At 70.0% G+C, this 26390-nt stretch carries 23 protein-coding genes and 1 tRNA gene; 11 read left to right on the top strand and 13 right to left on the bottom strand.

Features of this window, described 5'->3' with window-relative positions; all coding sequences use genetic code 11:
- Nucleotides 1-149 (top strand): acyl-CoA dehydrogenase family protein (locus CKY28_RS00005; RefSeq protein WP_281253194.1); only part of this gene is annotated, 149 nt, incomplete at its 5' end.
- Between the two features lie 188 nt (nt 150-337).
- On the opposite strand, the gene CKY28_RS00010 is transcribed toward CKY28_RS00005, so the two are convergent.
- Together CKY28_RS00010 and CKY28_RS00015 are read right to left on the bottom strand one after the other, a co-directional pair.
- Entirely contained in the window at nt 338-1012 is a 675-nt protein-coding gene (locus CKY28_RS00010) for a DUF2490 domain-containing protein (protein ID WP_095996305.1), read from the bottom strand.
- Nucleotides 1012-1779 (bottom strand): carbonic anhydrase, encoded by a 768-nt coding sequence (locus tag CKY28_RS00015; RefSeq protein ID WP_095996306.1) that lies wholly within the window; start codon nt 1777-1779, stop codon nt 1012-1014. The genes CKY28_RS00010 and CKY28_RS00015 overlap by 1 nt, the downstream gene beginning before the upstream one ends.
- 134 nt (nt 1780-1913) lie before the next feature.
- Here CKY28_RS00015 and CKY28_RS00020 point away from each other — a divergent pair, with 134 nt between their 5' ends.
- The 4 genes from CKY28_RS00020 to CKY28_RS00035 are packed head-to-tail and all read left to right on the top strand — an operon-like array spanning nt 1914 to nt 6407.
- Nucleotides 1914-2975, top strand: coding sequence for a sensor histidine kinase (locus CKY28_RS00020; RefSeq protein ID WP_095996307.1), 1062 nt, complete (start codon nt 1914-1916; stop codon nt 2973-2975).
- A complete protein-coding gene (locus tag CKY28_RS00025; protein WP_095996308.1) occupies nt 2972-3607 on the top strand; it encodes a response regulator in 636 nt (211 codons plus the stop codon). Before CKY28_RS00020 ends, CKY28_RS00025 begins: the two co-directional genes overlap by 4 nt.
- Nucleotides 3604-5958 (top strand): ATP-binding protein, encoded by a 2355-nt coding sequence (locus CKY28_RS00030; RefSeq protein ID WP_095996309.1) that lies wholly within the window; start codon nt 3604-3606, stop codon nt 5956-5958. The genes CKY28_RS00025 and CKY28_RS00030 overlap by 4 nt, the downstream gene beginning before the upstream one ends.
- Nucleotides 5955-6407, top strand: coding sequence for a response regulator (locus CKY28_RS00035; protein ID WP_095996310.1), 453 nt, complete (start codon nt 5955-5957; stop codon nt 6405-6407). Before CKY28_RS00030 ends, CKY28_RS00035 begins: the two co-directional genes overlap by 4 nt.
- 106 nt (nt 6408-6513) lie before the next feature.
- On the opposite strand, the gene CKY28_RS00040 is transcribed toward CKY28_RS00035, so the two are convergent.
- Together CKY28_RS00040 and CKY28_RS00045 are read right to left on the bottom strand one after the other, a co-directional pair.
- Nucleotides 6514-6589: transfer RNA gene (locus CKY28_RS00040), tRNA-Glu, on the bottom strand.
- Between the two features lie 118 nt (nt 6590-6707).
- Entirely contained in the window at nt 6708-7184 is a 477-nt protein-coding gene (locus CKY28_RS00045; protein WP_095996311.1) for a hypothetical protein, read from the bottom strand.
- 77 nt (nt 7185-7261) lie between these two features.
- On the opposite strand from CKY28_RS00045, the gene CKY28_RS00050 reads away from it, so the two are divergent.
- Nucleotides 7262-10744, top strand: a complete 3483-nt coding sequence (locus tag CKY28_RS00050) for a class I SAM-dependent DNA methyltransferase (protein ID WP_095996312.1) — start codon at nt 7262-7264, stop codon at nt 10742-10744.
- A 104-nt stretch (nt 10745-10848) separates the two neighbouring features.
- On the opposite strand, the gene CKY28_RS00055 is transcribed toward CKY28_RS00050, so the two are convergent.
- From CKY28_RS00055 to rfbC, 8 genes are all read right to left on the bottom strand, one after another.
- A complete protein-coding gene (locus tag CKY28_RS00055; RefSeq protein WP_095996313.1) occupies nt 10849-12219 on the bottom strand; it encodes a class II 3-deoxy-7-phosphoheptulonate synthase in 1371 nt (456 codons plus the stop codon).
- A gap of 65 nt (nt 12220-12284) precedes the next feature.
- Complete coding sequence (locus tag CKY28_RS00060) at nt 12285-13223, bottom strand: D-2-hydroxyacid dehydrogenase (protein ID WP_095996852.1); 939 nt, start codon at nt 13221-13223, stop codon at nt 12285-12287.
- A gap of 19 nt (nt 13224-13242) precedes the next feature.
- Nucleotides 13243-13596: a hypothetical protein gene (locus CKY28_RS00065; protein ID WP_176472897.1), complete on the bottom strand. Its 354-nt coding sequence runs from the start codon at nt 13594-13596 to the stop codon at nt 13243-13245.
- Nucleotides 13593-15041, bottom strand: a complete 1449-nt coding sequence (cysS, locus tag CKY28_RS00070; RefSeq protein WP_095996314.1) for a cysteine--tRNA ligase — start codon at nt 15039-15041, stop codon at nt 13593-13595. Before cysS ends, CKY28_RS00065 begins: the two co-directional genes overlap by 4 nt.
- A 56-nt stretch (nt 15042-15097) precedes the next feature.
- Nucleotides 15098-15970 (bottom strand): glucose-1-phosphate thymidylyltransferase RfbA, encoded by an 873-nt coding sequence (rfbA, locus tag CKY28_RS00075; protein ID WP_095996315.1) that lies wholly within the window; start codon nt 15968-15970, stop codon nt 15098-15100.
- Entirely contained in the window at nt 15967-16854 is an 888-nt protein-coding gene (rfbD, locus tag CKY28_RS00080) for a dTDP-4-dehydrorhamnose reductase (protein ID WP_095996854.1), read from the bottom strand. The genes rfbA and rfbD overlap by 4 nt, the downstream gene beginning before the upstream one ends.
- Entirely contained in the window at nt 16851-17906 is a 1056-nt protein-coding gene (gene rfbB / locus CKY28_RS00085) for a dTDP-glucose 4,6-dehydratase (RefSeq protein WP_095996316.1), read from the bottom strand. The genes rfbD and rfbB overlap by 4 nt, the downstream gene beginning before the upstream one ends.
- A gap of 9 nt (nt 17907-17915) precedes the next feature.
- The gene (gene rfbC, locus CKY28_RS00090) at nt 17916-18512 is read right to left on the bottom strand and encodes a dTDP-4-dehydrorhamnose 3,5-epimerase (RefSeq protein ID WP_095996317.1); all 597 of its coding nucleotides are present in this window, start codon (nt 18510-18512) and stop codon (nt 17916-17918) included.
- A gap of 81 nt (nt 18513-18593) precedes the next feature.
- Between rfbC and CKY28_RS00095 the strand changes: the two genes are divergently transcribed.
- The 3 genes from CKY28_RS00095 to CKY28_RS00105 all read left to right on the top strand — a co-directional run bounded on the left by CKY28_RS00095 (nt 18594) and on the right by CKY28_RS00105 (nt 20558).
- Entirely contained in the window at nt 18594-19577 is a 984-nt protein-coding gene (locus CKY28_RS00095) for a M48 family metallopeptidase (protein ID WP_095996318.1), read from the top strand.
- A 105-nt stretch (nt 19578-19682) separates the two neighbouring features.
- Nucleotides 19683-19889 carry a 30S ribosomal protein S21 gene (gene rpsU / locus CKY28_RS00100; RefSeq protein ID WP_007404630.1) on the top strand — a complete coding sequence of 69 codons (207 nt, stop codon included), beginning with the start codon at nt 19683-19685 and terminating at the stop codon, nt 19887-19889.
- 111 nt (nt 19890-20000) lie between these two features.
- Nucleotides 20001-20558 (top strand): FKBP-type peptidyl-prolyl cis-trans isomerase, encoded by a 558-nt coding sequence (locus CKY28_RS00105; RefSeq protein WP_095996319.1) that lies wholly within the window; start codon nt 20001-20003, stop codon nt 20556-20558.
- A gap of 704 nt (nt 20559-21262) precedes the next feature.
- Here the strand turns inward: CKY28_RS00105 and CKY28_RS00110 are convergent.
- On the bottom strand, nt 21263-23887 hold the full coding sequence (locus tag CKY28_RS00110) for a beta strand repeat-containing protein (RefSeq protein WP_095996320.1): 2625 nt from the start codon (nt 23885-23887) through the stop codon (nt 21263-21265).
- 626 nt (nt 23888-24513) lie between these two features.
- Here CKY28_RS00110 and CKY28_RS00115 point away from each other — a divergent pair.
- Both CKY28_RS00115 and CKY28_RS00120 read left to right on the top strand, forming a co-directional pair.
- Complete coding sequence (locus CKY28_RS00115; protein ID WP_095996321.1) at nt 24514-24759, top strand: hypothetical protein; 246 nt, start codon at nt 24514-24516, stop codon at nt 24757-24759.
- A gap of 185 nt (nt 24760-24944) precedes the next feature.
- Nucleotides 24945-26336, top strand: a complete 1392-nt coding sequence (locus tag CKY28_RS00120) for an O-antigen ligase family protein (RefSeq protein ID WP_095996322.1) — start codon at nt 24945-24947, stop codon at nt 26334-26336.
- The last annotated feature ends 54 nt before the right edge of the window (nt 26337-26390 follow it).

A 26390-nucleotide genomic window follows, 5' to 3' on the forward strand; every position in this document is an offset into this window, starting at 1 on the left:
GCGACATGCACGGCGGCAACGGCATCTCGGGCGAGTACCACGTCATGCGCCACCTCATGAACCTGGAGACGGTCAACACCTACGAAGGCGCACACGACGTCCACGCGCTGATCCTGGGTAGGGCGATCACTGGAATAGCGGCCTTTTAGCCTTCCAAGCCCCTCCCCTGAAGAGAAAAGGAGGGTGGGGCGGTTCAGGCCGGCACGGCAAAGAACAGTCCCACCCCGTTCTTCTGGACGCCCGACGCCAGAACAGAAACAGAGACGGCGGACAATAGCGGCCGACAGCCTTATTGTAACCGGAGAATACGATGCCTGGCGGCTAAAATCGGCTCCGTTCAGAACCGGTAGAACAGCGTTAGGCTGGCGATGTGGTTGACCCGATCCTCGCCGCGGCGGAACACCGTCTGGTTGAGGTAGCCCGGTTCGGCGGTCAGCCCCTGCGTGATCGGCACGCCCAGGCCGATGAAGGTGCGGACTTGGTCGAAGCCGCGGCGCTGTCCCCAATCGGTCGTGTCGAAGTTGTAGAAAGGCTCCGTCCAGGCGATCGCTTGGAGCTGGCCACCCCGCCGGATCGGCGCTTGCGCGCGCACCTGCTGGCGGAAGCGCCAACCCATCTCGTCGGCGCCGACCACGGTCCGCTGTTCCAATCGGGTCCGCGCCGTGACGGTGAACCCGCCCGCACCCTTGAGGATCGGGAAGCTGAGCTGCTGGAAGATGCGGTGCTCGTCGGTCGCACGCCCGTTCAGCGGCTCCGTGCGGACATAGGCGTAGCCCAGGAACGCGGTCACGTCCGACGAGAGGCGGTAGCCGATGGCGGGCCGGATCAGAAGCTGGCCCAACCGGCTGACATCGTCGGTGAAGCGCGGTTGCAGCTCGGCGTAGATCACGACCTTGTCGGATACGGGACCCTGCGCCGCGAGCAGCGTCCACTGCTGCAGGTCCTCTTCCTGCGCGTGCGCGGCCGCGGGGAACGCGGCCGACGTCGCCAGCGCAAACGCCAACCGTCGCATCAGGCGGCCTGCGGACGGTCGAAGAAGTCGACGCGGCCCGTGCCCAGCTCATAGAACGCGCCAACCACCTTCAACCTGCCCTCCGCCTGCGGCCGCAGCAGCAGCGGGTCGCTCTCGGTGCGGAGCCGCCGGACTGTGCGCGATACGTTGGCCTTCGTCGCGTTCACCAGCTTGTCGCCGGCGCGCCCCCGCGCCTCCAGCACGGCGGGGACGATCGGCTCGACCATGTCGCCGATGCGGCCGGGAAAGCGCGCGTTCTTGTCGACGATGTCCATGGCCGCCTTGACCGCGCCGCAGCTCTCGTGGCCCATGATGACGACCAGCGGCACGCCCAACACGGCGACCGCGAACTCGAGCGAGCCTTGCGCCACCGTGTCGATGGTGTTGCCGGCGTTACGGATGATGAACAGCTCGCCCAGTCCGCGGCCGAAGAGAAGCTCGGGCGGCACGCGGCTGTCGGAACAAGACACATAGGCGACGAACGGCGCCTGTCCCTTGGCGAGCTCCAGGCGACGCTGCGAGCTCAGGTCGGGCTGGGGTAGCTCGTTCGCCAAGAAACGGCGATTGCCGTCCATCAGCAGCTGCAGCGCCTGGTCGGGCGTAAGCGCCGACTTGCCGTTCTGGACGGGCGCCGCCTCATAGGCCTCGACCGGCGCGGGCCGGGCCGCGGCCGTGCTCGTCACGCCGAGAGCGGCTAGGCCCAAACCGCCCGCGACCAGCGAGCGGCGGCTCAAGGCGGGGGCAGACGGATGGTGTGTCGTGCACATCGGGTTGGCTCCTCTACGAACGCTCCCGGATATGGTCCAGCCCGCGCGGACGGTCGTCGGCTAGGCGGCGGGTCTCTCGGCCTATGCCGGACGGCATATGACAAGCCTGCTCGCGGATCCTAAGGTCGCGATTTATGGAGCAGACCGTTCTCGCAAGTTCCGCCGCCACGCCGCCGGGGACGGCGGGCGATCTGCGCCGTCTATACCGGGAGGCGGAGGCGCGCGCCGCTCGACTCAGGCTGCTCGTCGAAGCGGGTCGGCGTTTGGCGGGTGCGCAAGGGCCTGCGCTCGACGGAGCCGCGGCGGGCGCGGCACAGGCGGCGGCTTTTCTGATGGGCTATGCGCGCGGCCGTGTCGTCCGGTCCGGCGATGCGCTCGACCCGACCGACTGCGTGACGCTCGCCCTGCTGCCGCCGGGGTCGGCGGGCGGACCCGTAGGCACGCTAGCGCTAGCCGACCGGCTGGGTCCGTCCGACGGTTCCGACGCGGAAGACCGCGCGGCGGTGGACGTCCTGCTGCAGCTTATCGCCGGTGCGCTCGCCGCGCGCGATCGTGAGGAGCGGCTCGCGGGCCTGCTCGCAGAGCTGTTCAGCGCGCAGGAGCGTGAACGGGCGCATGTCGCGCGCGAGCTGCACGATGGCGTGGCGCAGGTCGCGACCGCGGCGCTGAGGCGGGCGGAGCTGGCCGAGGCGAGCGGCGAGCCGGCGGACATCGCACGCGCGGCCGAGCTGATGCGGACCACCGTCACCGAGCTGCGGCGCGTGATAGCCGGCATGCGTCCGACCGCGCTCGACGATCTGGGCCTCGCCGCCGCTATCGAGCGGCTCGCCGCCGACCTGGGCGACGAAGGGTATGAGGTGGGTCTGTCGCTGGAGCTCGTCTCCCCGTTGCCGCTCCCGCTGGAGGCCGGGCTGTTCCGAGTCGCGCAGGAGGCCCTGAACAACGTGCGCATGCATGCCGGCGGCCCGTGCCGAGTCGACGTCGCGCTGTGGCGACCGGCGGACCGGGCGGAGGTCGCGCTGAGCGTCCGCGATGCGGGACGGGGGTTCGCGCCGGACATGGGCGGCGACCATGGGCGCGAGCATCTGGGCCTAGCGTTCATGCGCGAGCGGGTCGCGGCGCTCGGCGGCACGCTTCGGGTGGATGCGGCTCCCGGCGCGGGCGTCCGGGTGATGGCGACGGTGCCGGCCGCATGACGCCCGCGCGTGTGCTGATCGCCGACGATCATGAGCTGGCTCGTGAGGGACTGCGCGCGCTTCTGGACCGCGAGCCGGGGCTCGTCGTCGTCGCGGAGGCGTCGACCGGTGAGCAGGCGGTGGCCCTCGCGGAGGCGCACGAGCCGGACCTGGCGCTGCTCGACATTCGCTACGGCGCGGGGATGGACGGGCTGGAGGCCGCGCGCCGGATCGTCGAGGTCGCGCCGAACGTGCGCGTGGTCATGCTGACCCTCCACGACGCCCCCGAATATGCGCGTGCCGCGCTGGAGGCGGGCGCGATGGGGTACGTCACCAAGGACGCCAGCCGCGACGCGCTGCTCCGCGCGATCGGGCAGGTTCTGGCGGGCGGCTATGCGGTGCCGGCCGAGCTGATGCGCCGCGCCGTGGAGAGCCGGCGGACGGCCGGCGCGCCGGATGCGCTAGGCCGGCTGACCCCCCGCGAGCGCGAAGTGCTGGACCTGCTCGCGGAGGGCGGCACCAACAAGCACATCGCGCAGGCGTTGGGCGTCAGTCCCGGCACCGTGAAGGCGCATGTGGAACGTGTCATCGCGAAGCTCGGCGTGCGCGACCGGACGCAGGCCGCAGTGTTGGCGGTGCAGGCGCGTCGATGACGGCGCTTCCGCGCGCCGGGTCGCGATGGACGCGCTGGTGGGCCGACCGGCCGCTCGCGACCAAGGGATTGGTGGTGGTGGCGCTGCCGCTGATGATCCTGCTCCTGTCCGTCCTCTCGCTACATCGTATCGGTCAGGCGGAGGCGAGTGCCGAACGCGACGTCAGCACCACGTTCGCGATCCAGGCCGACGTGCACCAGGTCCACGCTCTGCTCGCCGAGGCGGCGAGCGGCGTCCGGGGTTATCGCTTCACGGGGCAGGGACGCTTCCTGGAACCCTATGTCAAGGCGGAAGCCGCATTGCCCAGCGTGCTTGCCCGGCTGCGGACCATGGTGCGCGACGCGGAGGCGCGCCGCCGGCTCGATCGGATCGAGGCGCTGGCGGCCCGCAAGCGCGACGGCCTGGCGGTGCTGCGCGACGCGCCGGGCGCGGGGCGGGCCGACGCCGCCGATCCGGCGCTGCTCGCAGCTTTGGTCCGCAACAAGCAGGTGCTCGACGCGCTGCGACGAGAGATTGCCCAGCTGCAGGCGCGCGAGCGCGTGCTGCTGGCCGAGCGACAGCGCCGCGCTGAAACGGTCCGGAGCCGCGCGCTCGTGCTGACCGCGGCCGCGGCGCTGCTGGGCGTCGCGGGCGGGCTGATCGCGGTCTTCCTCTTCTCGAGCGGCATCGTCCGGCGCGTCCAGCGGCTCCAGCGCGATGCCGAGCTGCTGGCGCGGGGCGAGCCGCTGCCCCCGTTTCCCGACGCGCGGGACGAGGTAGGCGCGCTCGCCCATCGCATGCAACGCGCCGGCGAGCTGCTCCGCGCGCGGGAGAAGGCGCTGCGCGAGGGTGAGGAGCGGTTCCGACTCGTGGTCGAGGGCGTGCGCGACTACGGCATCTTCGCGCTCGATCCGGACGGGCGCGTGGTCAGCTGGAATGCAGGCGCCGAGCGGATCAAGGGTTGGACCGCCGACGAGATCCTCGGCCGCCACTTCTCCGTCTTCTATCCGGAGGACCGGCGTGCCGAGTGGCCGGGCCGCAACCTGGCGGACGCGGCGGCGAACGGGCGCGCCGAGGACGAGGGCTGGCGCGTGCGCAAGGACGGCACGCGCTTCTGGGCCAACGTGGTCATCACCGCGCTGCGCGACGATGCGGGGCGCTTGCGCGGCTTCTCCAAAGTGACGCGCGACATAACCGAGCGGCGCCGGGCGGAGGAGGCGCTGGACGCCGCCAGACTGGAGGCGGAGGCCGCGAACCGCGCCAAGAGCGTGTTCCTGTCGCGCATGAGCCACGAGCTGCGCACGCCGCTCAACGCCGTGCTCGGCTTCGCGCAACTCCTGGAGTTGGACGCCGTCGGCCGGCCGAAGGGAGAGCGCGAGGCTGTGGCGCAGATCCTGCGCGGCGGGCGGCATCTCTTGTCGTTGATCGACGAGGTGCTGGACATCGCGCGGATCGAGGCGGGCGGGCTTCAATTATCGCTGGAACCAGTGGCGTTGCGCGCGCTGATCGACGAGGCGGTGGCGCTGACCGCGCCGCAGGCCGACGCGAAGGGAGTGGCTGTCGAGGTGACTGGCGATCCCGATCTCGCGGCCACAGCCGACCGGCGGCGCGTTCTCCAGGTGCTGCTCAACCTCTTGTCGAACGCGGTCAAGTACAATCACCCTGGCGGCCGGGTCCGCGTCACGGCCGAGCCGCGTGGGCCGGGCGTCTCGGTCACCGTCGCCGATACCGGGGTCGGCGTCGAGCCCGATGGGGAGGCGCGGCTGTTCCAGCCGTTCCAGCGGATCGGCGCGGCGGCGCAAGCGAGCGAAGGGACGGGCCTGGGACTGGCGCTTTCGCGCGGGCTCGTGGAAGCGATGGGAGGCGAGATAGGCTATCTAGGCCCGGCGGACGGATCGCAGGGAGCCCGGTTCTGGTTCCGGCTGCCGCGCGCCCTGCCGCCCCCGTCCGCGCCCGCCGTCGACATACCCGCACCGCCGTCGGGCGACGCTTCGCACGACGCGCCCACCATCCTGCTGATCGAGGACAATCTGGCCAACGCCCGGCTGATCGAGACGATCGTGTCGCGCGCCTTTCCGCGCGCGCGCTTGCTGCTGGCGATGCAGGCGACGATCGGGTTGGCGCTCGCGCGCGAGCACCGGCCGCGGTTGGTGCTGCTGGACCTCCACCTACCCGACCACCCGGGCGAGTGGGTGCTGGAGCGGCTGGCCGGGCCGGACGCGCCCACCGTGTTCGTACTGACCGCCGATGCGCCTGCCGCGGCGAAGGGCGGGCGGCCCCGCCAAGCAGCGGAGGTGTTCACCAAGCCGCTCGACGTCGCGCGCTTGCTCGACGCCATGCGACGGCTGCTGAGCGCGAAGGAGCCGGCATGACCCCGTCCGAGCGCCTGCTCGAGGCGCGCCTCCTGCTCGTCGATGACGAGCCGGCCAACCTCGCGCTCCTCGACGCGGTGCTCCGGCGCGAGGGCTACCGTGCGATCGAGCGCGTGACCGATCCGAACGAGGCGGTGGCGCGCCACCTGGCGTTCGGCTCCGACCTCATCGTGCTCGACCTGATGATGCCGGGCATCGACGGCTACGCGCTCCTCGATGCGCTGCACCGGCTCACGCCGGCGGACGCGCTCATGCCCATCCTGGTGCTGACGGCCGACACCACGATCGACGCCAAGCGTCGCGCCCTATCGCTCGGCGCCAAGGACGTCATGACCAAACCGTTCGACGTGTTCGAGCTGGCGCTGCGCGTGGGCAACCTGCTGGACATGCGCTTCCTGGTGGAGCGGTTGCGTGTCGCGCGGTTCCGTGCCGGTCAGGCAAACGCCTGACGTTCCACTTCTGGGGCGTCCGCGAGATGGATGGTGCGGTAAGGCAAGAGACGCACCATCCCGAGCGCCGCGCCTGCGACGTTGAACGTAACGCTCTCGCGAGGGATGGTGACCCCTACGGGACTCGAACCCGTGTTTTCGCCGTGAGAGGGCGACGTCCTAGACCGCTAGACGAAGGGGCCGTGCGTAGCGTGAGGCGCGGCACCTAGAGGGCGGGCGGGGCGGCGTCAAGGGCGCACGCGTGGCCCGGGGAAGTTGATGAAGTTGATGTGGATCCGGCAATTCCGTTGCGCGTCCTTGTTATTTCCTGTCGCGGGCGCGGCGGCGCTCGGCGGCGGCGTGGACCAGACGGAGCTCGCGCGACTCCTGGCGGTCGAGCGCGTTCAGCGCGGCCAGGAGGATGCGGTTGTCCCAGTAGTGGCGCACGCCGACCTGGCGCCCGCGATGATAGATGGGCGCGGACAGGCGCTCGCGCCCGATCTCGCGCGCGCGGTCGAGCGCCATGCTCCCTGCGACCTCCCGCGCCATGTCCCAGGCGCGGACGAAGGAGCTGCCCGGCCCCGCCCGCTCGCGCAACTTGTAGGCCGAGGTCGCGCTCATGCCGACGGAGCGCGCGGCGGCCGCGACCACGCCCATGCGCGAGAGCGCGTCGATGAAGGCGCGCTGCCGCTCGGTCGTCCAGCCGTCGACGCGGGTCAGCGTCATGGCCACGGGGGTGAAGAGGAGCAGGTCGTCGGGCGCGGTGCCGGCGGGCGGTGGTGACTCGGGTTTGTCCATGTGCGGAACGGATCACGAACGGGGGCTTGTAGGAAAGCGGTTTTTTCGGAAGGGTGCACCCGAGAACAGGGGGCCGCGTGGACGTCGAGCAATTCATCGTAAAATGGCGTGTTTCGGGCGGGAACGAGCGTGCCAACACGCAGCTGTTCGTCACGGATCTGGCGCAGATGCTGGGCGTGGACGCGCCGCAGCCGACGCAGTCCGACACGGCGCTGAACGATTACGTGTTCGAGCGCTACGTCGTGAAACGCGAGATCGACGGGACGGAATCGAGCGGCTGGATCGACTGCTACAAGCGCGACCATTTCATCCTGGAGGCGAAGCAGGGCAGCGCCGCCGACATCGCGGCGGTCGACGCGCAAGCCGGCGACAGCCGGCGCGACCTGTTCGGACAGACGGCGGCCGAGCGGTTCAAGCGCGGCATGGCCAAGCGCGGCACGGGACAGTGGACCGGCGCCATGCAGCGCGCGGCGGGCCAGGCCGCCGGTTACGCCAAGGCGCTGCCGACCGAGCACGGCTGGCCGCCCTTCCTGCTGGTCAGCGACATCGGCCACTGCATCGACGTCTACGCACGGTTCGAGCGCGACGGGAAGGAATACGCGCCGTTTCCCGACCGGCGGCGGTTCCGGATCACGCTGGAGGACCTGAGGGACGAGGCGATACGCGACCGGTTGCGGGCGATCTGGACGGCGCCCCTGTCGCTGGATCCCTCCGCGGAGGCAGCGCGGGTCACGCGCGGCGTCGCGGCACACCTGGCGGAGCTGGCGCGCGGCATCGAGGCCCGCACGGTGGGAACGGGGGAGCGCAACGCGGACGCGGTGGCGGCGTATCTGATGCGCCTGCTGTTCACGATGTTCGCCGAGGATACGGGGCTGATCCCCAAGAAGAGTTTCAGCGCGCTGTTGACCCGCGTGCGCGAGCGGCCGGAGAATCTAGCGCCGCAGCTGACGGCCCTGTGGGCGGCGATGGACACGGGCGGCTTCGTCGGCGCGCTGGGCGAGGCGGGCGAGACGGTGCGCCGGTTCAACGGATACCTGTTCAAGGACACGAGCGCGATCCCGCTGACCACGCCCGAGATCGACGTGCTGATCGAGGCGGCCAAGGCCGACTGGCGGCAGGTGGAGCCGGCGATCTTCGGCACCCTCCTAGAGCGCGCGCTCAACCCCAAGGAGCGCGCCAAGCTGGGCGCGCATTACACGCCGCGCGCCTATGTGGAGCGGCTGGTCGGGCCGACGATCATCGAGCCGTTGCGCGAGGACTGGCTGGGCGCGCGCACGGCGGCGACGGAGGCGGCGGAGCGCGGCGACCGCGAAGCCGCCCGCGGGCTGGTCGAGGCATTCCACACCAAGCTGGCGAACACCAAGGTGCTCGACCCGGCGTGCGGCACCGGCAACTTCCTCTACGTCGCGATGGCGCGGATGAAGGAGCTGGAAGGCGAGGTCCTGGAGCTCTTGGAGGAGCTGGACGACGAGCGCTACCTGAGCGAGCTGGGCAGCCACACGATCACGCCGGCGAACTTCTTGGGGATCGAGATCAACCCGCGCGCGGCGGCGATCGCGCAGCTGGTGCTGTGGATCGGCTATCTGCAATGGCATTTCCGCGTGAACGGCGAGGAGCGCATGCCCGAGCCGCCGGTGCTGCGCGACGTCAAGACCATCGAGAACCGCGACGCGCTGATCGAGTGGGACCGGCTGGAGCTGGAGCGCGACCAGTACGGGCGGCCGGTGACGCGCTGGGACGGGGAGACGTTTAAGAAGCACCCCGTCACGGGCAAGGACGTGCCGGACGACGCGGCGCGGGCGGAAGTGCACCGGTACGTGAACCCGCGGGCGGCGAAATGGCCGCGGGCGGACTTCATCATCGGGAATCCGCCTTTCATCGGCAATAAGCGGATGCGGGACCAGCTCGGCGACGGCTATTTTGAGGCGTTGCGGCGTGCCCATCAGAAGGTGCGAGGCGACGCAGACCTTGTATTCTACTGGTGGCGAACCGCGGCGGCCTTGGTGGCGCAAGAACGTGTGCGCCGAGCGGGGTTGATCACGACAAATACGCTGAGCCAATCGTCGGGTTCGGCAATCATCGCCGAGGCGCTCGGCCGCTTGAACCCAGTCAGCTTGTTGTTCGCCATAAAGGATCATCCGTGGCGTGACCTCCACACCGACGCCGCCGTTCGCGTTTCGATGACAGTTGTGGGGCCTGGTAGATCCCCAGGGCAGGCGCTGAAGGTTCATCCGATCGACGCCGCGCTGCTGGAGACGCGGGTCGGCGTGATCAGCGCTGACCTCTCGCTAGGTGTCGACGTCACCGCGGCGAAGCCGCTGCGCAGCAATGCGGGAATGTCGTTTATGGGCGTGAAGCTCGCCGGTGACGGTTTCCGCCTTTCGTCCGAACAGCGGGCGCTACTGGCATCGGCGGGTGTTCCTGAGGCGATGATGCCGCTGCTCGTGGCTGGGAGTGACGTCACGGGCGTGGCATCTAGACGTTACGTGCTCGATGCGTTCGGGCTGAGCGAAGCTAGGTTACGAGACGAGTTCCCGGCCGCTTACCAGCACCTTTACAACGCCGTTCGTCCTGGGCGTCAGCAGCTTAAGCGAGCGTCTTACCGCGACCTTTGGTGGGTGTTCGCTGAGCCGCGGCCGAGGATGCGTCGCGCGCTGGACGGCTTGCCGCGCTGGATCGCGACGTCGGAGGTTGCGAAGCACCGGGTATTCACGTTTGCGCAGAGAGAGAGAGAGAGAGAGAGAGAGAGAGTACTCCCGGACGGGTCGGTCATAGTCGTCAGCTCGGACGACGCGCTTATGCTGGGGCTGCTGTCCAGTCGTCCTCACGTCCTCTGGTCGCTGAGGGCCGCCGGCACCCTTGAGGACAGACCGCGATATCAAAATAGTGTCGCTTTCGACCCATTTCCCTTTCCTGACATCCCCGGCGATGCGCTCCGCGACCGCATCCGCGACGCCGCCGAAAAGCTGGACGCGCTCCGCAAGCAGGTGCTGGCGGCGCATCCGGACCTGACGCTGACCAAGCTGTACAACACGCTGGACGCCTTGCGCGCGGCGGAGGCTGCGGGCGGCGTGCTCGACGCCAAGGCGCAGGACGTGGCGGCGCGCGGGTGCGTGTCGCTGATCCGGCAGTACCACGACGAAATCGATGCCGCGGTGGCGGAGGCTTATGACTGGCCCGCCGACCTGCCCGACGAGGAGGTGCTGGAACGGCTGGTCGCGTTGAACAAGGAGCGCGCCGCCGAGGAGGCGGGTGGCAAGGTCCGCTGGCTACGTCCCGAGTTTCAGGCGCCGGGCTATGTCGCGCCCGCGGAGCAGGTCGCGATGCCGCTGGCCGAGGCGGCGAAGCCTTCGGCCGAAATACTGGAATGGCCGGGCGCGCTGCCCGAGCAGGTGGTGGCAGTGGCGGGCGTGGTCGAGCGCGCCGCTCGGCCCGTGGCGGCGAACGACGTGGCGCGCGCGTTCCGGGGCAAGCGGGCGGCGACGGTCGCGCCGGTGCTGGACGCGCTGGCGGGGATGGGGCGGCTGCGGAAGTTGGGAGACGGACGCTACGCGGCTTGAGGGGCGGGGTCGGCGCGGGCGAAGCCCGCGCTCCGACGTCGGACGGGATCGGCCGCTCCGCTCGGCCGACCCGCCGGGCGGCATGCGGCGCGTCTCGAACCAGCTTACGCCGCCTTGCGGCGCTCCGCCATTTCCTCGTTGAGCATCTCCGCCAAGAGGAACGCCAGCTCCAGCGACTGCCCCGCGTTGAGCCGCGGGTCGCAGTGGGTGTGGTAGCGGTCGGCGAGCGACTGGTCGGTCACGTCCACCGCGCCGCCCGTGCATTCGGTGACGTTGCGGCCCGTCATCTCCGCGTGGATGCCGCCGGCGTGGCTGCCCTCCGCGCGGTGGACGGCGAAGAAGGCGCGGACCTCGGACAGGATGCGCTCGAAGGGGCGGGTCTTGTAGCCGCTCGCGGACTGGACGGTGTTGCCGTGCATGGGGTCGCACGACCAGACGACCGGGTGGCCTTCGCGCGCGACCGTGCGGATCAGGCGCGGCAGGTGCGCTTCGACCTTGTCATGGCCGTAGCGGGTGATGAGCGTGATCCTGCCTGGCGTGCGGCTCGGGTTGAGGATGTCCAACAGGCGCAGCAGGACGTCGGGGTCGAGCGACGGGCCGCATTTCACGCCCAGCGGATTGCCGACGCCGCGGAGGAACTCGACGTGCGCCGAGCCTTCGAAACGCGTGCGGTCGCCGATCCAGAGGAAATGCGCGCTGGTGTCGTACCAGCCGCCCGTCAGCGAGTCGCGGCGCGCCATCGCCTGCTCGAAGGGGAGCAGCAGCGCCTCGTGGCTGGTGTAGAACTGCGTCTGCGCGAGCTGGGGCACGGTCTCCGGGTCGATGCCGCAGGCGCGCATGAAGTCGAGCGCCTCGCCGATGCGGTCGGCGGTCTCGCGATACTTCTTCGCCCAGGGGCTCTGGCCCAGGAAGTCGTGCGTCCAGCGATGGACTTGGTGGAGGTTGGCGTAGCCCCCTTGCGCGAAGGCGCGCAGTAGGTTGAGCGTCGCCGCCGACTGCGAATAGCCGCGCAGCATGCGCTGCGGGTCGGGGATGCGGCTCGCGCTGGTGAAGGCGATGTCGTTGACGTTGTCGCCGCGATAGCTCGGCAGCTCGACGTCGCCCTGGCGTTCCAGCGGCGCGGAGCGGGGCTTGGCGAACTGGCCCGCCATGCGGCCGAGCTTCACCACGGGCAGCTTGGACGCGAAGGTCAGGACCACCGCCATCTGCAGGATCACGCGGAACGTGTCGCGGATGTTGTCGGGGTGGAACTCGGCGAAGCTCTCCGCGCAGTCGCCGCCTTGGAGCAGGAACGCCTCGCCCGCCGACACGCGCGCCAGGTCGGCGGTGAGATTGCGCGCCTCGCCCGCGAAGACGAGCGGGGGATAGGAGCGCAGGCTCTCCACCGCCGCGTCGAGCGCCTGCGGATCGGGGTAATCGGGCAGCTGGCGCGCCTCGAAGCGCCGCCAGCTGTCGGGAGACCAGTCGGCGGCCATCACGTCAGCTCCGTTGCGGGCGCATCCCTGCGCCTGTTTTCCCGCCGGCGCAATTGTTTCAATCGTTAGTAGCCGGCGGCGAGGTCGGCGACGTTGCGCATGGGACGGCCCTCCCGATAGGCGCGGAGGTTCTCCAGGAACAGGTCGGCCGCGCGCCGGAACATGCTGGTCTGGCTGCGGCCGGACAGGTGCATGGTGATCATGCAGTCGGGCGCGTCCCAGAGCGGGTGGTCGGCGGGCAGGGGCTCGGGGTCGGTGGGATCGAGGAACGCGCCTCCGATCGCGCCCGAGCGGAGCGCGTCCAGGAGCGCGGCGTCGTCCACCATGTCGCCGCGCGCGATGTTGACGAGCCAAGCGCTCCGCTTCATCGCTGCGAGCTCGGGCGCGCCGATCATCGCCTTGGTCTCGGCGGTCGAGGGCGCGGCGAGGACAATCCAGTCGAACTCGGGCAAGCGGCCGCGCCACGCGTCCGCCGCGAGCGTGCCGTCCCGGCCGGAGCGGGTGACACCCGTCACCTCGACGCCCAGCCCGACGAGCCGGTCGCCGATCAGCCGGCCGATCGCGCCGTAGCCGATGACCAAGGCGCGGGTGCCGGGCAGTTCGACCTTGCCGGGCGCGTCGGCGAGCCACTCGCGCCGGGCCTGCGCCTGGACGACCCGGTCGAAGCGTTTGGCGGCGGCGAGCACGCCCATGACGGCGTACTCCGCGACGGCGACCGCGTTGATGCCGACGCCGTTGGTGACGAGGACGCCGCGCTCGCGGAGCAGGTCCAGGGGAAAGGCGTCGAGGCCGGCGTAGATGGTCGACACCCAGCGCAGCCGGGGGCCGGCGTGGCGGATCGCGTCGGCGACGAGCGCGGTCGGCTGCATGTCGACCCAGGCGATCTCGGCGTCGGCGATCCCGGCGTTCGCCTGCGCCGGCGAGGCGAACCAGGCCACATCGAGGTCGGCGGGCAGGTGCGGCTCGAGGAGCGGGCGGGCGAGGGCGGGGAGGACGGCCTTCATGACGCGGCCGTGCGGCCCGTCACGCCGCGTCGTCAATCCCCGGCCGGTCGGGCGCGGGCCGGTCGCGCCGGATCATCGGACGCCAGCGCACGCCCGCGGAGATGACCGCCGGCCAGAACAGCGTGTTGACGAGGTCGACGGCGCTGCCCGACGCGGTCCAGCCCTGTCCGTGCAGATAGTCGAGCAGCTCGTTCACGAGCTCCGCGGCGACCGCGAAGGCGAAAGGGATGAAGCTGCCGAACGAGCGGCCGGTCGCGAGCCGCGCGACCATGAACACGGCCATGCCGGCGTGGATGTGGAGCAGGTCGTCGGGCTGGCCCGTCAACCGCTCGATCCACTGGGTGAGCTGGTTGTAACGCTCGGGAAGGGTCACGGGAGGCGCGGCTTCCAGTCCCAGCCGAGCGGGTCGCCGTCCATCACCTCGACGCCGGCCGCGGCGAGCTCGTCGCGGATCGCGTCGGACCGGGCGAAGTCCTTGGCGGCGCGGGCGTCGCGGCGCTCGGCGAGGCGCGCCTCGACGGCCGCCTCGTCGAGCAGGGCGTCGGCGGGCCGGACGCGCAGGTCGGCGCGGTGAAGCGCGACGAGGTTCAGGCCCAGCACGTCGTCCATCCGCGCGACCGCGTCGAGCACCGCGCCGGGCGGCTGCTTCTTCGCCCCGAGCAGCTGGTCGAGCGCCACGAGCGCGCGGGGCGTGGCGAGGTCGTCGGCGACCGCCTCGTCGAAGCGGTCGAGCTGTTCGCGGATGTGCGGCGTCGGCTCCGCGTCCTCCAGCGCGGGGCCGGCGCGGGCGCGCAGGCCTTCCACGGTCTGCACCAGACGCTTCAGCCGCGTCTGCGCGGCGAGCAGGCCGTCCCAGCCGAACTCCATCTCGGAGCGATAATGCGCCTGGAGGCACATGAGCCGGTAGGAGAGCGGGTGGAAGCCGCGATCGATCAGGCGCTGGAGCGTCAGGAACTCGCCCGACGATTTCGACATCTTGCCCGCGCGCTCGACCAGGAAGTTGTTGTGCATCCAGAAGGCCGCGCCCGTATCGGAGCAGCCGCAGCGCGCCTGGTTCTGCGCGATCTCGTTGGGGTGGTGGATCTCGCGATGGTCGATGCCGCCGGTGTGGATGTCGAACCGGTCGCCGAGATACATCTTGCTCATGACCGAGCATTCGAGATGCCAGCCGGGCGCGCCGCGGCCCCAGGGGCTGTCCCACTCCATCTGCCGGGTCTCGCCCGGCGCCGAGCGGCGCCAGATCGCGAAGTCTTGCGGGTGGCGCTTGCCGGCCACGGGGTCGATCCGGCCTTCCCCCTCGTCGTCGGCCGAGCGGGCGAGGCGGCCATAGTCGGGCACGGTGGACACGTCGAAGTAGAGGCCGGTGTCGAGCAGGTAGCAGTGCTTCTCCGCGATGGCTTCCGCGAAGGCGATCATCTGCGGCACATGGTCGGTCGCGAGCGGCATGCGGCTGGGCTCGCGGATGTTGAGGTCGCGCAGGTTCTTCTTGAACGCGTCGGTATAGTGCCGGGCGATGGCCCAGATGTCCTGGCCCGTTTCGCGGGCGCGGGCCTCCATCTTGTCGTCGCCCGTGTCGGCATCCGATTGGAGATGGCCGACATCGGTGATGTTGATGACGTGCGTGAGGGGAAAGCCGCGCCAGCGCAGCACGCGCGCCAGCGTATCGGTGAAGACATAGGCGCGCAGGTTGCCGATATGCGGGTAGTTGTAGACGGTCGGCCCGCACGAATAGACGCGCACGTTCGCCGGATCGAGCGGCCGAAACGGTTCGAGCTGGCGGGAGAGGCTGTTGTAGAGCGTAAGCGGTGCGCCGGGCATGCGCGCGCCTTAGCCGCGGCGGGCGGGGGGCGCAAAGCCGCCCGCCCGCGTCGGCGTCAGGGGTGGCCGTCGACGGCCTGGAGGATGGCGCGGCCGTAGGCGGTCTTCTTCAGCTGCTCGCCCCGCGCGCGCGCCTCGTCGGCGCCGATCCAGCCCTGCTGGAACGCGATCTCCTCCAGGCACGCGATCTGGATGCCCTGGCGGTGCTGGATGGTGCGGACGAACTCGCCCGCCTCGAGCAGGGAATCGTGCGTGCCCGTGTCGAGCCAGGCGTAGCCGCGGCCCATCTGTTCGACGTGGAGCTCGCCCAGCTCCATGTAGAGGCGGTTGAGGTCCGTGATCTCGTACTCGCCGCGCGCGGACGGCTTCAGGTTCCGCGCGAAGTCGACGACGCGGTTGTCGTAGAAGTAGAGGCCCGTGACCGCGCAGTTGCTCTTGGGCTGGGCGGGCTTCTCTTCGAGCGACAGCGCGCGGCCGTCGGGGCCGAGCTCGACGACGCCGTAGCGCTCGGGGTCTTCGACGCGATAGGAGAAGACGGTCGCCCCCTGCTCGCGCGCGACGGCGCTGGCGAGCAGGTCGGTCAGGTGGGCGCCGAAGAAGATGTTGTCGCCGAGCACGAGCGCGGCGCGATCGTCGCCGACGAAGGGCGCGCCGATCGTGAACGCCTGGGCCAGGCCGTCGGGGCTGGGCTGCTCGGCATAGGACATGGCAAGGCCCCAGGTGGAGCCGTCGCCGAACATGCGGCGGTAATTGTCCAGGAACTCGGGGCTGGAGATGATCAGGATGTCGCGGATACCGGCGAGCATCAGCACCGACAGCGGATAATAGATCATCGGCTTGTCGTAGACGGGTAGCAGCTGCTTGTTCACCGCCAGCGTCGCCGGGTGGAGCCGGGTGCCGGAGCCGCCGGCGAGGATGATGCCTTTCACTTCGTTGGTCCGATCAGTTCGTCGAGGATGTCGTCGAGCGCTTCGCGCCAGGGTCGCGGACGTATGCCGTATTCGGCCTCGATGCGAGCGGTGGAGAGGAGCGAATTGGCGGGGCGGCGCGCCGGGGTGGGATAATTGGCTGTCGTGATCGCCTCCAGCGCGGGCGAAGGGCCGCCGCGCGCCGCCGCCGCTTCGAAGATCGCGCCGGCGAAGCCGTGCCAGGTGGTCGGGCCGGCGTTGGCGAAGTGGAACAGGCCCGCGGGCGCGGCGGGATCGTCGGCCATGCGGATCGCGACCCGCGCGAGCGCCGCGGCGAGGTCGGGGGCCGAGGTCGGGCTGCCGTGCTGATCGGCGACGACGCGGAGCTGCGGGCGCTCGGCCCCGACGCGGAGCATGGTCTTCACGAAGTTCGACCCGTGCGCGCTCACGACCCAGGCGGTGCGGATGATCGCGTGGCGGGGATGGGCGGTGCGGACGGCGAGCTCGCCGCCGAGCTTGGACGCGCCGTAGACGCCGAGCGGGCCGACGGGGTCGTCGACCTCCCACGCGCCGGATTTGGACCCGTCGAACACGTAATCGGTCGAGACCTGCACGAGCGGAACGTCCGCCGCGCGGCACGCGTCCGCGAAAGCGGCGGGGGCGAGCGCGTTGACCCGCCAGGCGGCCGCCGCGTCGCCCTCCGCCTTGTCGACGGCCGTATAGGCGGCGGCGTTGACCACCGCCGCCCAGGGGCGTTCGGCGACCTTGGCCGCGATCGCGGCGGGATCGGAGAGGTCGAGATCGGCGCGGGTCAGGACGTGCGCGCGCCAGCCCTCCGGCCAGGCGAACCGCGCCAGCTCGCGGCCGACCTGGCCCGAGCCGCCGGTGACGAGGATCTCTCTCAAGCCGCGAGCCCGCGTCGCGTCGCCGCCTGGCGCTCCTCGACGATCGGCCGCCACCAGGCTTCGTTGTCGAGGTACCAGCGCACCGTCTTCTCGATGCCGGTCTCGAACGTCTCCCGCGGCTCCCAGCCGAGCTCGTCGCGGATGCGGCCGGCGTCGATGGCGTAGCGCTTGTCGTGGCCCGGGCGGTCGGCGACATAGGCGATCTGCTCGGCATAGCCCTTGCCGTCGGCGCGCGGGCGCAGCCGGTCGAGGATCGTGCAGACGGTCCGCACGACCTCCAGGTTCTGCTTCTCATTGTTGCCGCCGACATTGTAGGTGCGGCCTACCTCGCCCTGCTCGAACACCGTTTGGAGCGCGCGGACATGGTCCTCGACGTAGAGCCAGTCGCGCACCTGGTCGCCCTTGCCGTAGACGGGCAGGCTCTCGCCGGCGAGCGCGCGCACGATCATCAGCGGGATCAGCTTTTCGGGGAAGTGGTAGGGGCCGTAATTGTTGGAGCAGTTGGTGATCAGCACCGGCAGGCCGTAGGTGTGGCCCCAGGCGGAGACGAGGTGGTCGGAGCCCGCCTTGGACGCCGAATAGGGCGAGCGCGGGTCGTAGGGCGTGTCCTCGGTGAACAGGCCGGTCTCGCCCAGCGACCCGTACACCTCGTCGGTCGAGATGTGGTGGAAGCGGAACGCGGCGCGGGCGGCGTCGTCCAGCCCTTGCCAATAGGCGCGCGCCTCCGAGAGCATGACGAAGGTGCCGACCAGGTTGGTCTGGATGAACGCGCCCGGCCCGTCGATCGAGCGGTCCACATGGCTCTCGGCGGCGAGGTGGGTGATCACGTCGGGGCGGAACCCCGCGATCGCGGCGCGCACCGCGGCGGCGTCGCAGATGTCCGCCTGGACGAAGCGGTAGCGCGGGCTGTCCGCCACGCGCTCCACCGTCGACAGCGTGCCGGCGTAGGTGAGCTTGTCGAGGTTGAGCACCTCGTGGTCGGTGTTCTCGATGAGGTGGCGCACCAGCGCCGAGCCGATGAACCCGGCGCCGCCGGTGACGAGGATACGCATGGGCTTGGATCAGTCCTGTGGCAGGGGGCCGAGCGGGCGGCCGTCGTAAGGAAAGGGGCTCTCGAACTCGGCGAGGCCGGGCAGCTTCTCGTCCTTGGCCGAGAGCTCGGGCCGCACGCCCGCGGGCATGGGCCAGTCGACGCCCGCCGAGTCCCAGCGGATGCCGCCGTCGCACTGCGGCGCGTAGACGTCCGACACCTTGTAGGTGACCTCGCAATCGGGCTCGAGCGTGAGGAAGGCGTGGGCGAAGCCGACAGGCACGAAGAGTTGGCGGCCGTTCTCCGCCGATAGCTCCGCGCCGACCCAGCGGCCGTAGGTGGGCGAGCCGCGGCGCACGTCGACGGCGACGTCGAAGATGCGGCCGCGGATGCAGCGCACCAGCTTGTCCTGGCCGTGCGGCGGCGTCTGGAAATGGAGGCCGCGCAGCGTGAACGGCGCGCGCGAGAGCGAGTGGTTGTCCTGCACGAAGCGGCAGGCGATGCCGCGCGCGGCGAAGGCGGGCTCGCTATAGGTTTCGGTGAACCAGCCGCGCGCGTCGCCGAAGCGCTTGGGCTCGATGAGCTGGACCGGGCTGTCGGACCCGGCCCGTGGGTGGATGTCGGTCATGTGGCCCCCTTTCCGGCCGGCATGCCCTTTAGTCTCGCGCGTCGGGCTTGGCTAGGTCGGGGAGGCGGCTATGACGCGGGGATGACCCGTCTTCTCCTCGCGCTCCTCCTCGTCGCCGCGCCGGTGCGGGCGTCGGCGCAGCAGCCGGACGCGGCGTGGTTCGAGCGGCTGCGCGCGGCGGACATGCGGCTGGCGACGATCGCGCACCGGCTCGTCACGGGCAACGTCGCGCTGTGCGCGGAGCGGCAGCCGGCGACGGGCATGGTGCTGCACGCGGTCGACCAGTACGCGCCCGCGACCCGCGCGGCTGCGCGGGCGGCGTTCGGCTTCGAGCGGCCGGTCGCGGTGGAGCTGGTGGTGCCGGGCACGGCGGCCGCGGCCGCGGGCGTGCCGGCGAACGCGGCGGTGACGGCGGTGAACGGCCGGGCGATGCCCGCGCCCGCGGGCGGCGCGGAGCCGACGGGCGCGACACGCGACGCGGCGCTGGCGGTGTTGGCGGAGCAGCCCGCCGACGCACCGCTGCGGCTCGACCTGGTGCAGGGCGGCGTCGCGCGGACGGTGACGGTGGCGGCGAGCCCCGGTTGCCGCGCGGCGTTCGAGCTGCTGCTCGGCCCGAAGATGACGGCCAAGGCGGACGGCCGCATCGTCCAGATCGGCGTGCGCTTTCTCGAACGCTACGGGGACGAGGACGTGGCGGTCGTGATCGCGCACGAGCTGGCGCACATCATCCTGCGGCACCGGGTGCGGCTGGAGGCGGCGGGCGCGCAATGGGGCTTCCGGTCCGAGTTCGGGCGCAACCGGGGGCTGTTCCGCCGGACGGAGGAGGAGGCGGACCTGCTCGGCCTGCACCTCCTGCGCAACGCGGGGTACGACCCGGCCTCGGCCCCGCGCTTCTGGCGCGAGCATGGCGGCGACATCGACCACGGGCTGTTCCGGAGCCGGACGCATCCGTCGTCGGGCGCGCGGGCGCGGATGCTGGAAGCCGAGCTGGCGCGGTTGCCGGCGGGGGCGCCGACGCCCTATCTGCCGCCCGTGCTCGCCAATCGGGACGTAGCGCTGCGCTAGAGGCAGGTTGCTTTGCGGGCACGTCGCTGGTAAGCGCCGCCGATCCACGGCGTGGACGGGCGTCCACGGCCGCGATACCCATTTGATCCGGAGTCCAAGCGGTTTATGCAAATCATCGTTCGCGACAACAACGTCGACCAGGCACTGCGCGCGCTCAAGAAGAAGCTGCAGCGGGAGGGCGTGTATCGCGAGATGAAGCTGCGCCGCCACTACGAGAAGCCGTCGGAGAAGCGCGCGCGCGAGCGCGCCGCCGCCGTGCGCCGCGCCCGCAAGCTGGAGCGCAAGCGCGCCGAGCGCGACGGGGCGCGCTAAGAACGTCCCGGCCCGGCGCGGCGGCACCGCCGCGCCGCCGTTCCCCACCCAATTTGTCGCGGGTCGCGGGCCCGTTTCCGCCCGCCTTTCCTGTCGGCGCGGAGTAGCATCATGTCCAACGTCACCGCCGTTCCCCTGCGCCCCGTCAAGCGCGGCTACCTCGTCTGGCTGTGGCTGGGCCTCGCGCTGGCGCTAGTGTCGGCCTATGCGCTGGCGCGGCAGGGCGACGACTTCCTGTCGCGCAACGCGCGCGCGAGCGGCGTGGTGACCACTGCCTCCGGTCTGCAATACAAGGTGATCGAGCCGGGGCAGGCGGGCGGACCGCGTCCGACCGACAGCGACCTGGCGCTGGTGAACTATCAGGGTCAGTTCCTCGACGGCAGGACGTTCGATCAATCGCAGCAGCCGACCCCGATGCCGGTCGCGGGCGTAGTGCCCGGCTTCTCCGAAGGGCTGAAGCTGATGCCACGCGGCTCGCGCTACCGCTTCTGGCTGCCGCCGCAGCTCGCTTACGGCGAGCAGGGCGCGGGCAACGGCGCGATCCCGCCCAATTCGACGCTGGTCTTCGACGTCCAGCTCCTCGACTTCCGCTCGCAGGCCGAGGTGATGCAGCAGATGCAGGGCATGGGCGGCATGCCGCCGGGCATGGGCGCCCCGCCGCCGCGCTGATCGGGATCGGCGCAGGGCGGAGTGCCAGCTTACGCTTAGAAGTGGGATCGGAGAGGCCGTCGTACCCTAAGTACGGCGGCCTTCTTGCTCGACCGACGTATGGCGCCGAACAGTTCGGCACGGAGTCACTCGTCCGCGGGACCGACCCCGCGCTGGTGTCGTTGATCGAGGCTGTATCAGCGCACTACCTTCGACTTACTCGTCCGCCGCCATGCTCTTGCCGAGCTCGCCTCAGCCCGCATGCCGGCGTGGAGAGCTCAGGCGAGGGCATATACGCCGACGGCGCTGAACGCGGTCGGCGCTTGCACCTTTTGAGGATGGACGACCCTCTCCGGTAAAATCCGGGGTCCAGCTGGGGTGTCGTCGTCGAGCGTGCCACCCAACAATCGACGATCATCGTTGTTGGGACCCGGCCTTCGCCTGGAATGGCAGATGTTCGAGCGGTAGGCGCGAACTCGTATCGGGATATGCCGGGGAGGGAGGCTTCCCCATCATGTCGGCTTCGACGCCGATCGGGGTGAGGAAGCGGCTCGGTCCACTCGGGAGGAAAACAGGAGTCCGAGCTGCGCGCCGCCTCGAACGGGTCAAGCACGAGTGCCATGCGGAACGACCCAAATAGCCGCGCGCCGGCGAATAGATCAGGCAAAAAAAGACCCCCGTCTCGCGACGGGGGTCTCCAGTAAGACTCTGCTGTCGTCCGAAGCTTAAAGCGCCGGCGCGGTAGCGGTCAGCAGAATATCGGACGCGATCAGGTCCGTGTTCGGCGACACCGTGGCGAACAAGACCGCATCGGTGATCGAGCCGCCGTTGGCATCGTAGAACAGACGGCCGGTCGCCGCATCGTAAACGATCTGCGCCGTACCCGCCGCCGACGTGGTATCGCCACCCGACGTGGTGAAGAACTGGTCGTCCGACAACGTCGTACCGGCCGCGCCCACAGCGAACACGGTGTTGTTGAGCAACAGACGGTCACCGCCGTTGACGGCGTTGAAGTCTTGGATGACGTCCGCATTCGCCGCGCCGGTTTCGGCGAAGTAGAACTGGTCGCCACGGCCAAGGCCGATCAGGACGTCGTTGCCGGCTCCACCGCCCAGGGTGTTCGAGCCGTTGTTGCCGATGATGCGGTTGGCGCCCGCATCGCCCAGCAGCGTCAGGCCGGTCACACTGGCCTGGTCCGCCGCCGACAACGTCTCGATCTGGCCGTTGGTGGCCGTCGGACCGTCCGTCACCGCGGTCGAGAGACCGCCCGTGAACGTGACCGCGCGACCGGCATTGTCGGCCAAGCTGAAGTTCACGTTGGTGAAGACGATGTCGTTGCCGCCGTTCGTGCCCTCGACCACCACGTCCGCATCGTCATAGACGCGGTAGATGTCGTCGCCGCTCAGGCCCGCCAGCGTGTCGTTGACGCCGCCCGTAGTCGCGGCGGTCGCCGCACCCAGTATGGTGTTCGACCCGTTGTCGCCCGTGATGAGCTGCGCGGTGTCGTTACCCACCAGGTCAACGCCCGTCGTGCTCGTCGCGCGGGCCGCCAACGTCGTCGCCGTGCCGGAGTACGGAGCCGCACGGAGGACCTCAACGTCCGCGCCCGCGTTCAGGGCGTAGAAGCTGTCGGTGATCGCCGAGGACACGAGCACGGTATCGATGTCGGCGCTGGCAGCTTCGATGATGATGTCGCCCGCGCTATCGACGGTGTAGACGTCCGCACCCGTGCCGCCGACCAGCGTATCCGTGCCGCCACCGCCGATCAGGCTGTCAGCGCCCGAGTTGCCGGTGATGGTCTGCGCGAACGCGTTGCCGGTGATGCTGCCCGCGTTGGTCGACGTATTGACGATGGCTTCGACTTCCGCATTCGCGCTCAGGACGAAAGCGGTGAACGCGCCGGCTCCCGTGCCGAAGGACACGTTGACGGTATCGACGCCGCCATCCTCAGCCTCTTGGATGCCCACGTTCGCGTTGGACACGCTATAGGTGTCGTCGCCGTCGAGGCCGATCAGGTTGTCGGATCCGCCGCCGCCGTTGAGGGTGTCGTTGCCCGCGGCGCCGATGACGTTCTGCGCGTAGGTGTTGCCGGTGAGGGCGAGGCCGGTGGTCGACGTCTGATCGGCCGCCGAAAGAACCTCAATCTCCTGCACGGAGGCGCCGTTGGCGAAGCCGAGCGCGGTCGCCGCGGCGGCCGCAGCCGTGTCGTTAGCGGCCAGGTCATAGCTGACGGAGGTATACACCGTGTCGAAGCCGCCGGTGGAGGCCGACGAGTTCGCCGCGCTCGAGCCCTCGACGACTACGTCGGTCTGCTTGTAGACGCGGTAGATGTCGCTGCCGCCCAAACCAACCAGGGTGTCGGCGCCGGTCGAGTCGGTGCTGTTGGCCGCGCCGAGCAGGGTGTTAGAACCCGCGTCGCCGAAGATGGTCTGCGCGCCCCTGTCGCCGACGAGGAATGCTCCTTCGTTAGCCGACGTGTTGGCCGTCAAGATGTTGGCGGAAGCGGTACCCGTAATAGCCCGGCCGGCGAGCTCCAACGTCTCGACACCGGCGTCAGTGCCGGTCGCGAGCGCGAAGCTGGTGGTCGAGATCACGCGGTCGGTACCCGCGTCGCCATTGACGATCACGCCCTGCTGCACGGAGAAGAGATCGTTTCCGTCGCCGCCGTTGAGCACGTCGGCACCGCCGCCGCCGCCGATCGTGTCGTTGCCGGTCGAGCCGTTGATCGTCTGCGCCAGCTCGTTACCGTTGACCGTACCCGCGACCGCGCCCGTGAGGTTGACGACTTCGACCGAATTACCCGCTGTCAGATTGTAGGAGGTGAACGAACCGGCAAAGGCCACGTTAACCGTGTCGGTGCCGCCGCTCGCCGATTCCTGAACGACCGTGGTAGCCGCGCCGACATTGTAGGTGTCGTTGCCGCCCAGACCGATCAACGTCTGCGCCGTGGAGGTCGTGATATTGAAGGTATTGACGCCGTTATTGCCGACGATGGTGCCCGCCGCGCTGGTGCCCGACAGATTGAAACCTTGGGTGCCCGCCTGGTTCTGCGCCGAGATCGCTTCGATGTTGGCGAGGCCGGACACGTCGTAGGTCGTGGTCAGCGTGTTTGAATTCGCCAGCAGGCTGGCCACGTCCACGAAGACGATGTCTGAGCCGGTTCCGGCGTCCGTCACGACGTCGCCCTGCGCGTCAACGACATAAGTGTCGTTGCCGTCACCGCCCTCCATGGTATCGTTGCCGCGACCGCCGTTCAGCGTGTCGTTGCCGCCCAGGCCGACGAGCGAGTCATTGTCATTGCCGCCGGTAAGAGCGTCGTTGTTCTCAGTGCCAGTGAAAGTGGCCATCATTTGCTCCCTTTAGAACTCAAGAGATTACGCGCTGCCCGGAGAGGCGAACGCTTGCTGCCATTGCAAGAATGCCGGCGACGGCGAGATCCCCCGTTCCGCCAGCCAGTCCGGTTCAATCCCGCGGCTTCGCCGCTCTGGACAAGCTCCTCCCTCTCGAATTGGCCCGGCACGGGTAACCGAGCGCCGAACGCATGGCAAGTGCCCGCCGAGGCAAGTAAAGCAACACAACCAAATTGTTTTTTCAGCAAGATGAGTGGTTAACGCCCTAGGCGCTTGGCCGTCGGTCGCGCTTGCAGCGGGGCGACGCCATCGAACGACGTCCGATTTGCAGCCAGGACGCAAGGTAAATGGTTCTGGAACCTAGCTCTTCTTCGATCATTTTACGGCCCACGATGGTCGCTCGACACTGCTTCCGGCGACCATGCAACGTGCCTAGTTCAAGCTAAGCCGTTAACTAGGGCGTTGCTAAAATGTCGCGGTCGGGGCACAGGATGGTCCCCGCGGCGTAGGGGAGGGGCGTTCAAAGGGTTGGCAAGCGTTTGCTGCCATGCAATAGGGGCACCTCATCTCGATCACGTCGAGAGTTCTCATTGAGTTTCAGAGCTCATGAAAAGGGAGTGTGAGTCATGAAGATGTTGGGTAAGGCCGCGGCCGCCGCGATGGCGCTGTCGCTGGCCGGCGCTCCGGTCGCCGCGCAGGCCGCCGACGCGAGCAAGCTGTCGGTCGCCCCGGTCGCGCGTCAGGGCGCCGCGTCGGCCCAGGCCAACGAGGCCGTCGGCGGTGGCGTGCTCGTGGCGATCCTCGCCGCGGCCGCGGTGATCGCCGGCATCATCATCGTCGCCGATTCCGACGACGATCCCGACAGCCCCTAAGCCGTTCCGGCGCAAGCCGGACCAGGAAAAGCGCCTCTAGCGATAGAGGCGCTTTTTTCTTGCCTTTCGCACCTGTCGGGTGGGCATTCGCGGCGCGTCAGTCGCGCTGATGGCGTCCCGACGGCTCCGCGGCTACTGGGCACATGATGGATCGATCACCTTCCGGCGCGAGACGCCGCACGAGAGTGGAGGCGTCGCGCCCGTCGCTCGCGCTGCTCGCCTTTTATGCATTCCTCGCGATCGTGGCGTTGACCGGCGGCTCGTCGCGGGCCGACTCGCTCGCGCAGGTGTTCGTGCGGTCCGCCTCCATCCTCTTCGTGGCGGCGCTGGTGCTCATCCGCCCGCGCTTCTCCGCCCGCGGCTTGACGCCCGTGTTCGCGATCCTAGGCGTGATGGCGCTGCTCGCCGCGGTACAGCTCGTGCCCCTGCCGCCGAACATCTGGACCGCGCTGCCGGGCCGCGACCTTTACCGCGAGCTCGCGGCGGGACTGGGCGCCGCGCAGCCTTGGCGGCCGTTGCACCTGTCGCCGGATCGCGGCTGGAACGCGCTGCTGGCGCTGCTGCCGCCCGCCGCCGCCGCCATCGGCTTGGGCTGCCTGTCGCGCGAGGAGCGGGCGCGGCTGGTCACGCCCGTGCTGCTGGTAGTGGGCGCGAGCGCGGTGCTGGGCGTGGCCCAGCTGTCGGGCGCGGCGCCCGGCCTGTTCCAGCCCTACGCCACCAACGCGCCTACGGCCGCGGCGGGCTTCTTCGCCAACCGGAACCACGGGGCGCTGCTGCTCGTGCTCGGCCTGCCGCTGATCGCGCTCTGGGCTCTCGGGCAGGGCGGGCGGAGCCGGCCCGGCCGGCAGCGGGCGTGGCTGGGGTTGGGGCTCGGCGTGCTCCTCGTGCTGGCGATCCCCGCCACGGGCTCGCGCTCCGGCTTTGTGCTGGGCGGGCTGGCGCTGGTGATGGCGCTGGCGGTCGTCGCGCGGCGCGCGGCCGGCGGGCTGGCGCGGCTGCCGCGCAGGACGCGCACGCTGACCCTGGCGGGCGCCGCGGCGGGCACGGCGGCGCTGCTCGTGGTGGCGCTGACCTTCGGGCAGGCGGCGTCCGTGCAGCGCTTCTTCCTGCTGAACGCGTCCGACGATCTGCGAAGCCGGGTGCTGCCCACGCTCTGGGCGATGACGGAGCGGTTCTTCCCCGCCGGCATCGGCTTCGGCGCGTTCGATCCCGTGTACCGGCGCTTCCAGCCGTTCGAGCTGCTGAGCTTCACCTATCTCAACCAGGCGCACAACGACGTGCTCCAGCTGGTGATCGAGGTGGGTGCGGCCGGCGCAGCGCTGCTGGCGGCGGTGCTGGTTTGGTGGGCGTGGCGCACGGCCGCGCTCTGGCGCGCGCCGGCGTCCGCGCCGTTCGTGCTGATGGGGCGGGTGGCGTCCGGCCTGTTGCTGCTTATCTTCCTGGCGAGCCTCGCCGACTATCCCCTGCGCACGCCGCTGATGATGGTGCTCGCGACGGTGGTGGCGTCATGGCTGCAGCTCTACAGCTCGCGCTTGCGCGCCGATGGTGGGCGGGGTAGGTCAACTTTACCGAAATGATCGTCCCCGCTATGGCGAGGCCGCAGGGGATGTAACCGGAAGAGCTTTCTGTAG

It is taken from the genome of Sphingomonas lenta, assembly GCF_002288825.1.
In the GTDB taxonomy this organism is placed as follows: Bacteria; Pseudomonadota; Alphaproteobacteria; order Sphingomonadales; family Sphingomonadaceae; genus Sphingomonas; species Sphingomonas lenta.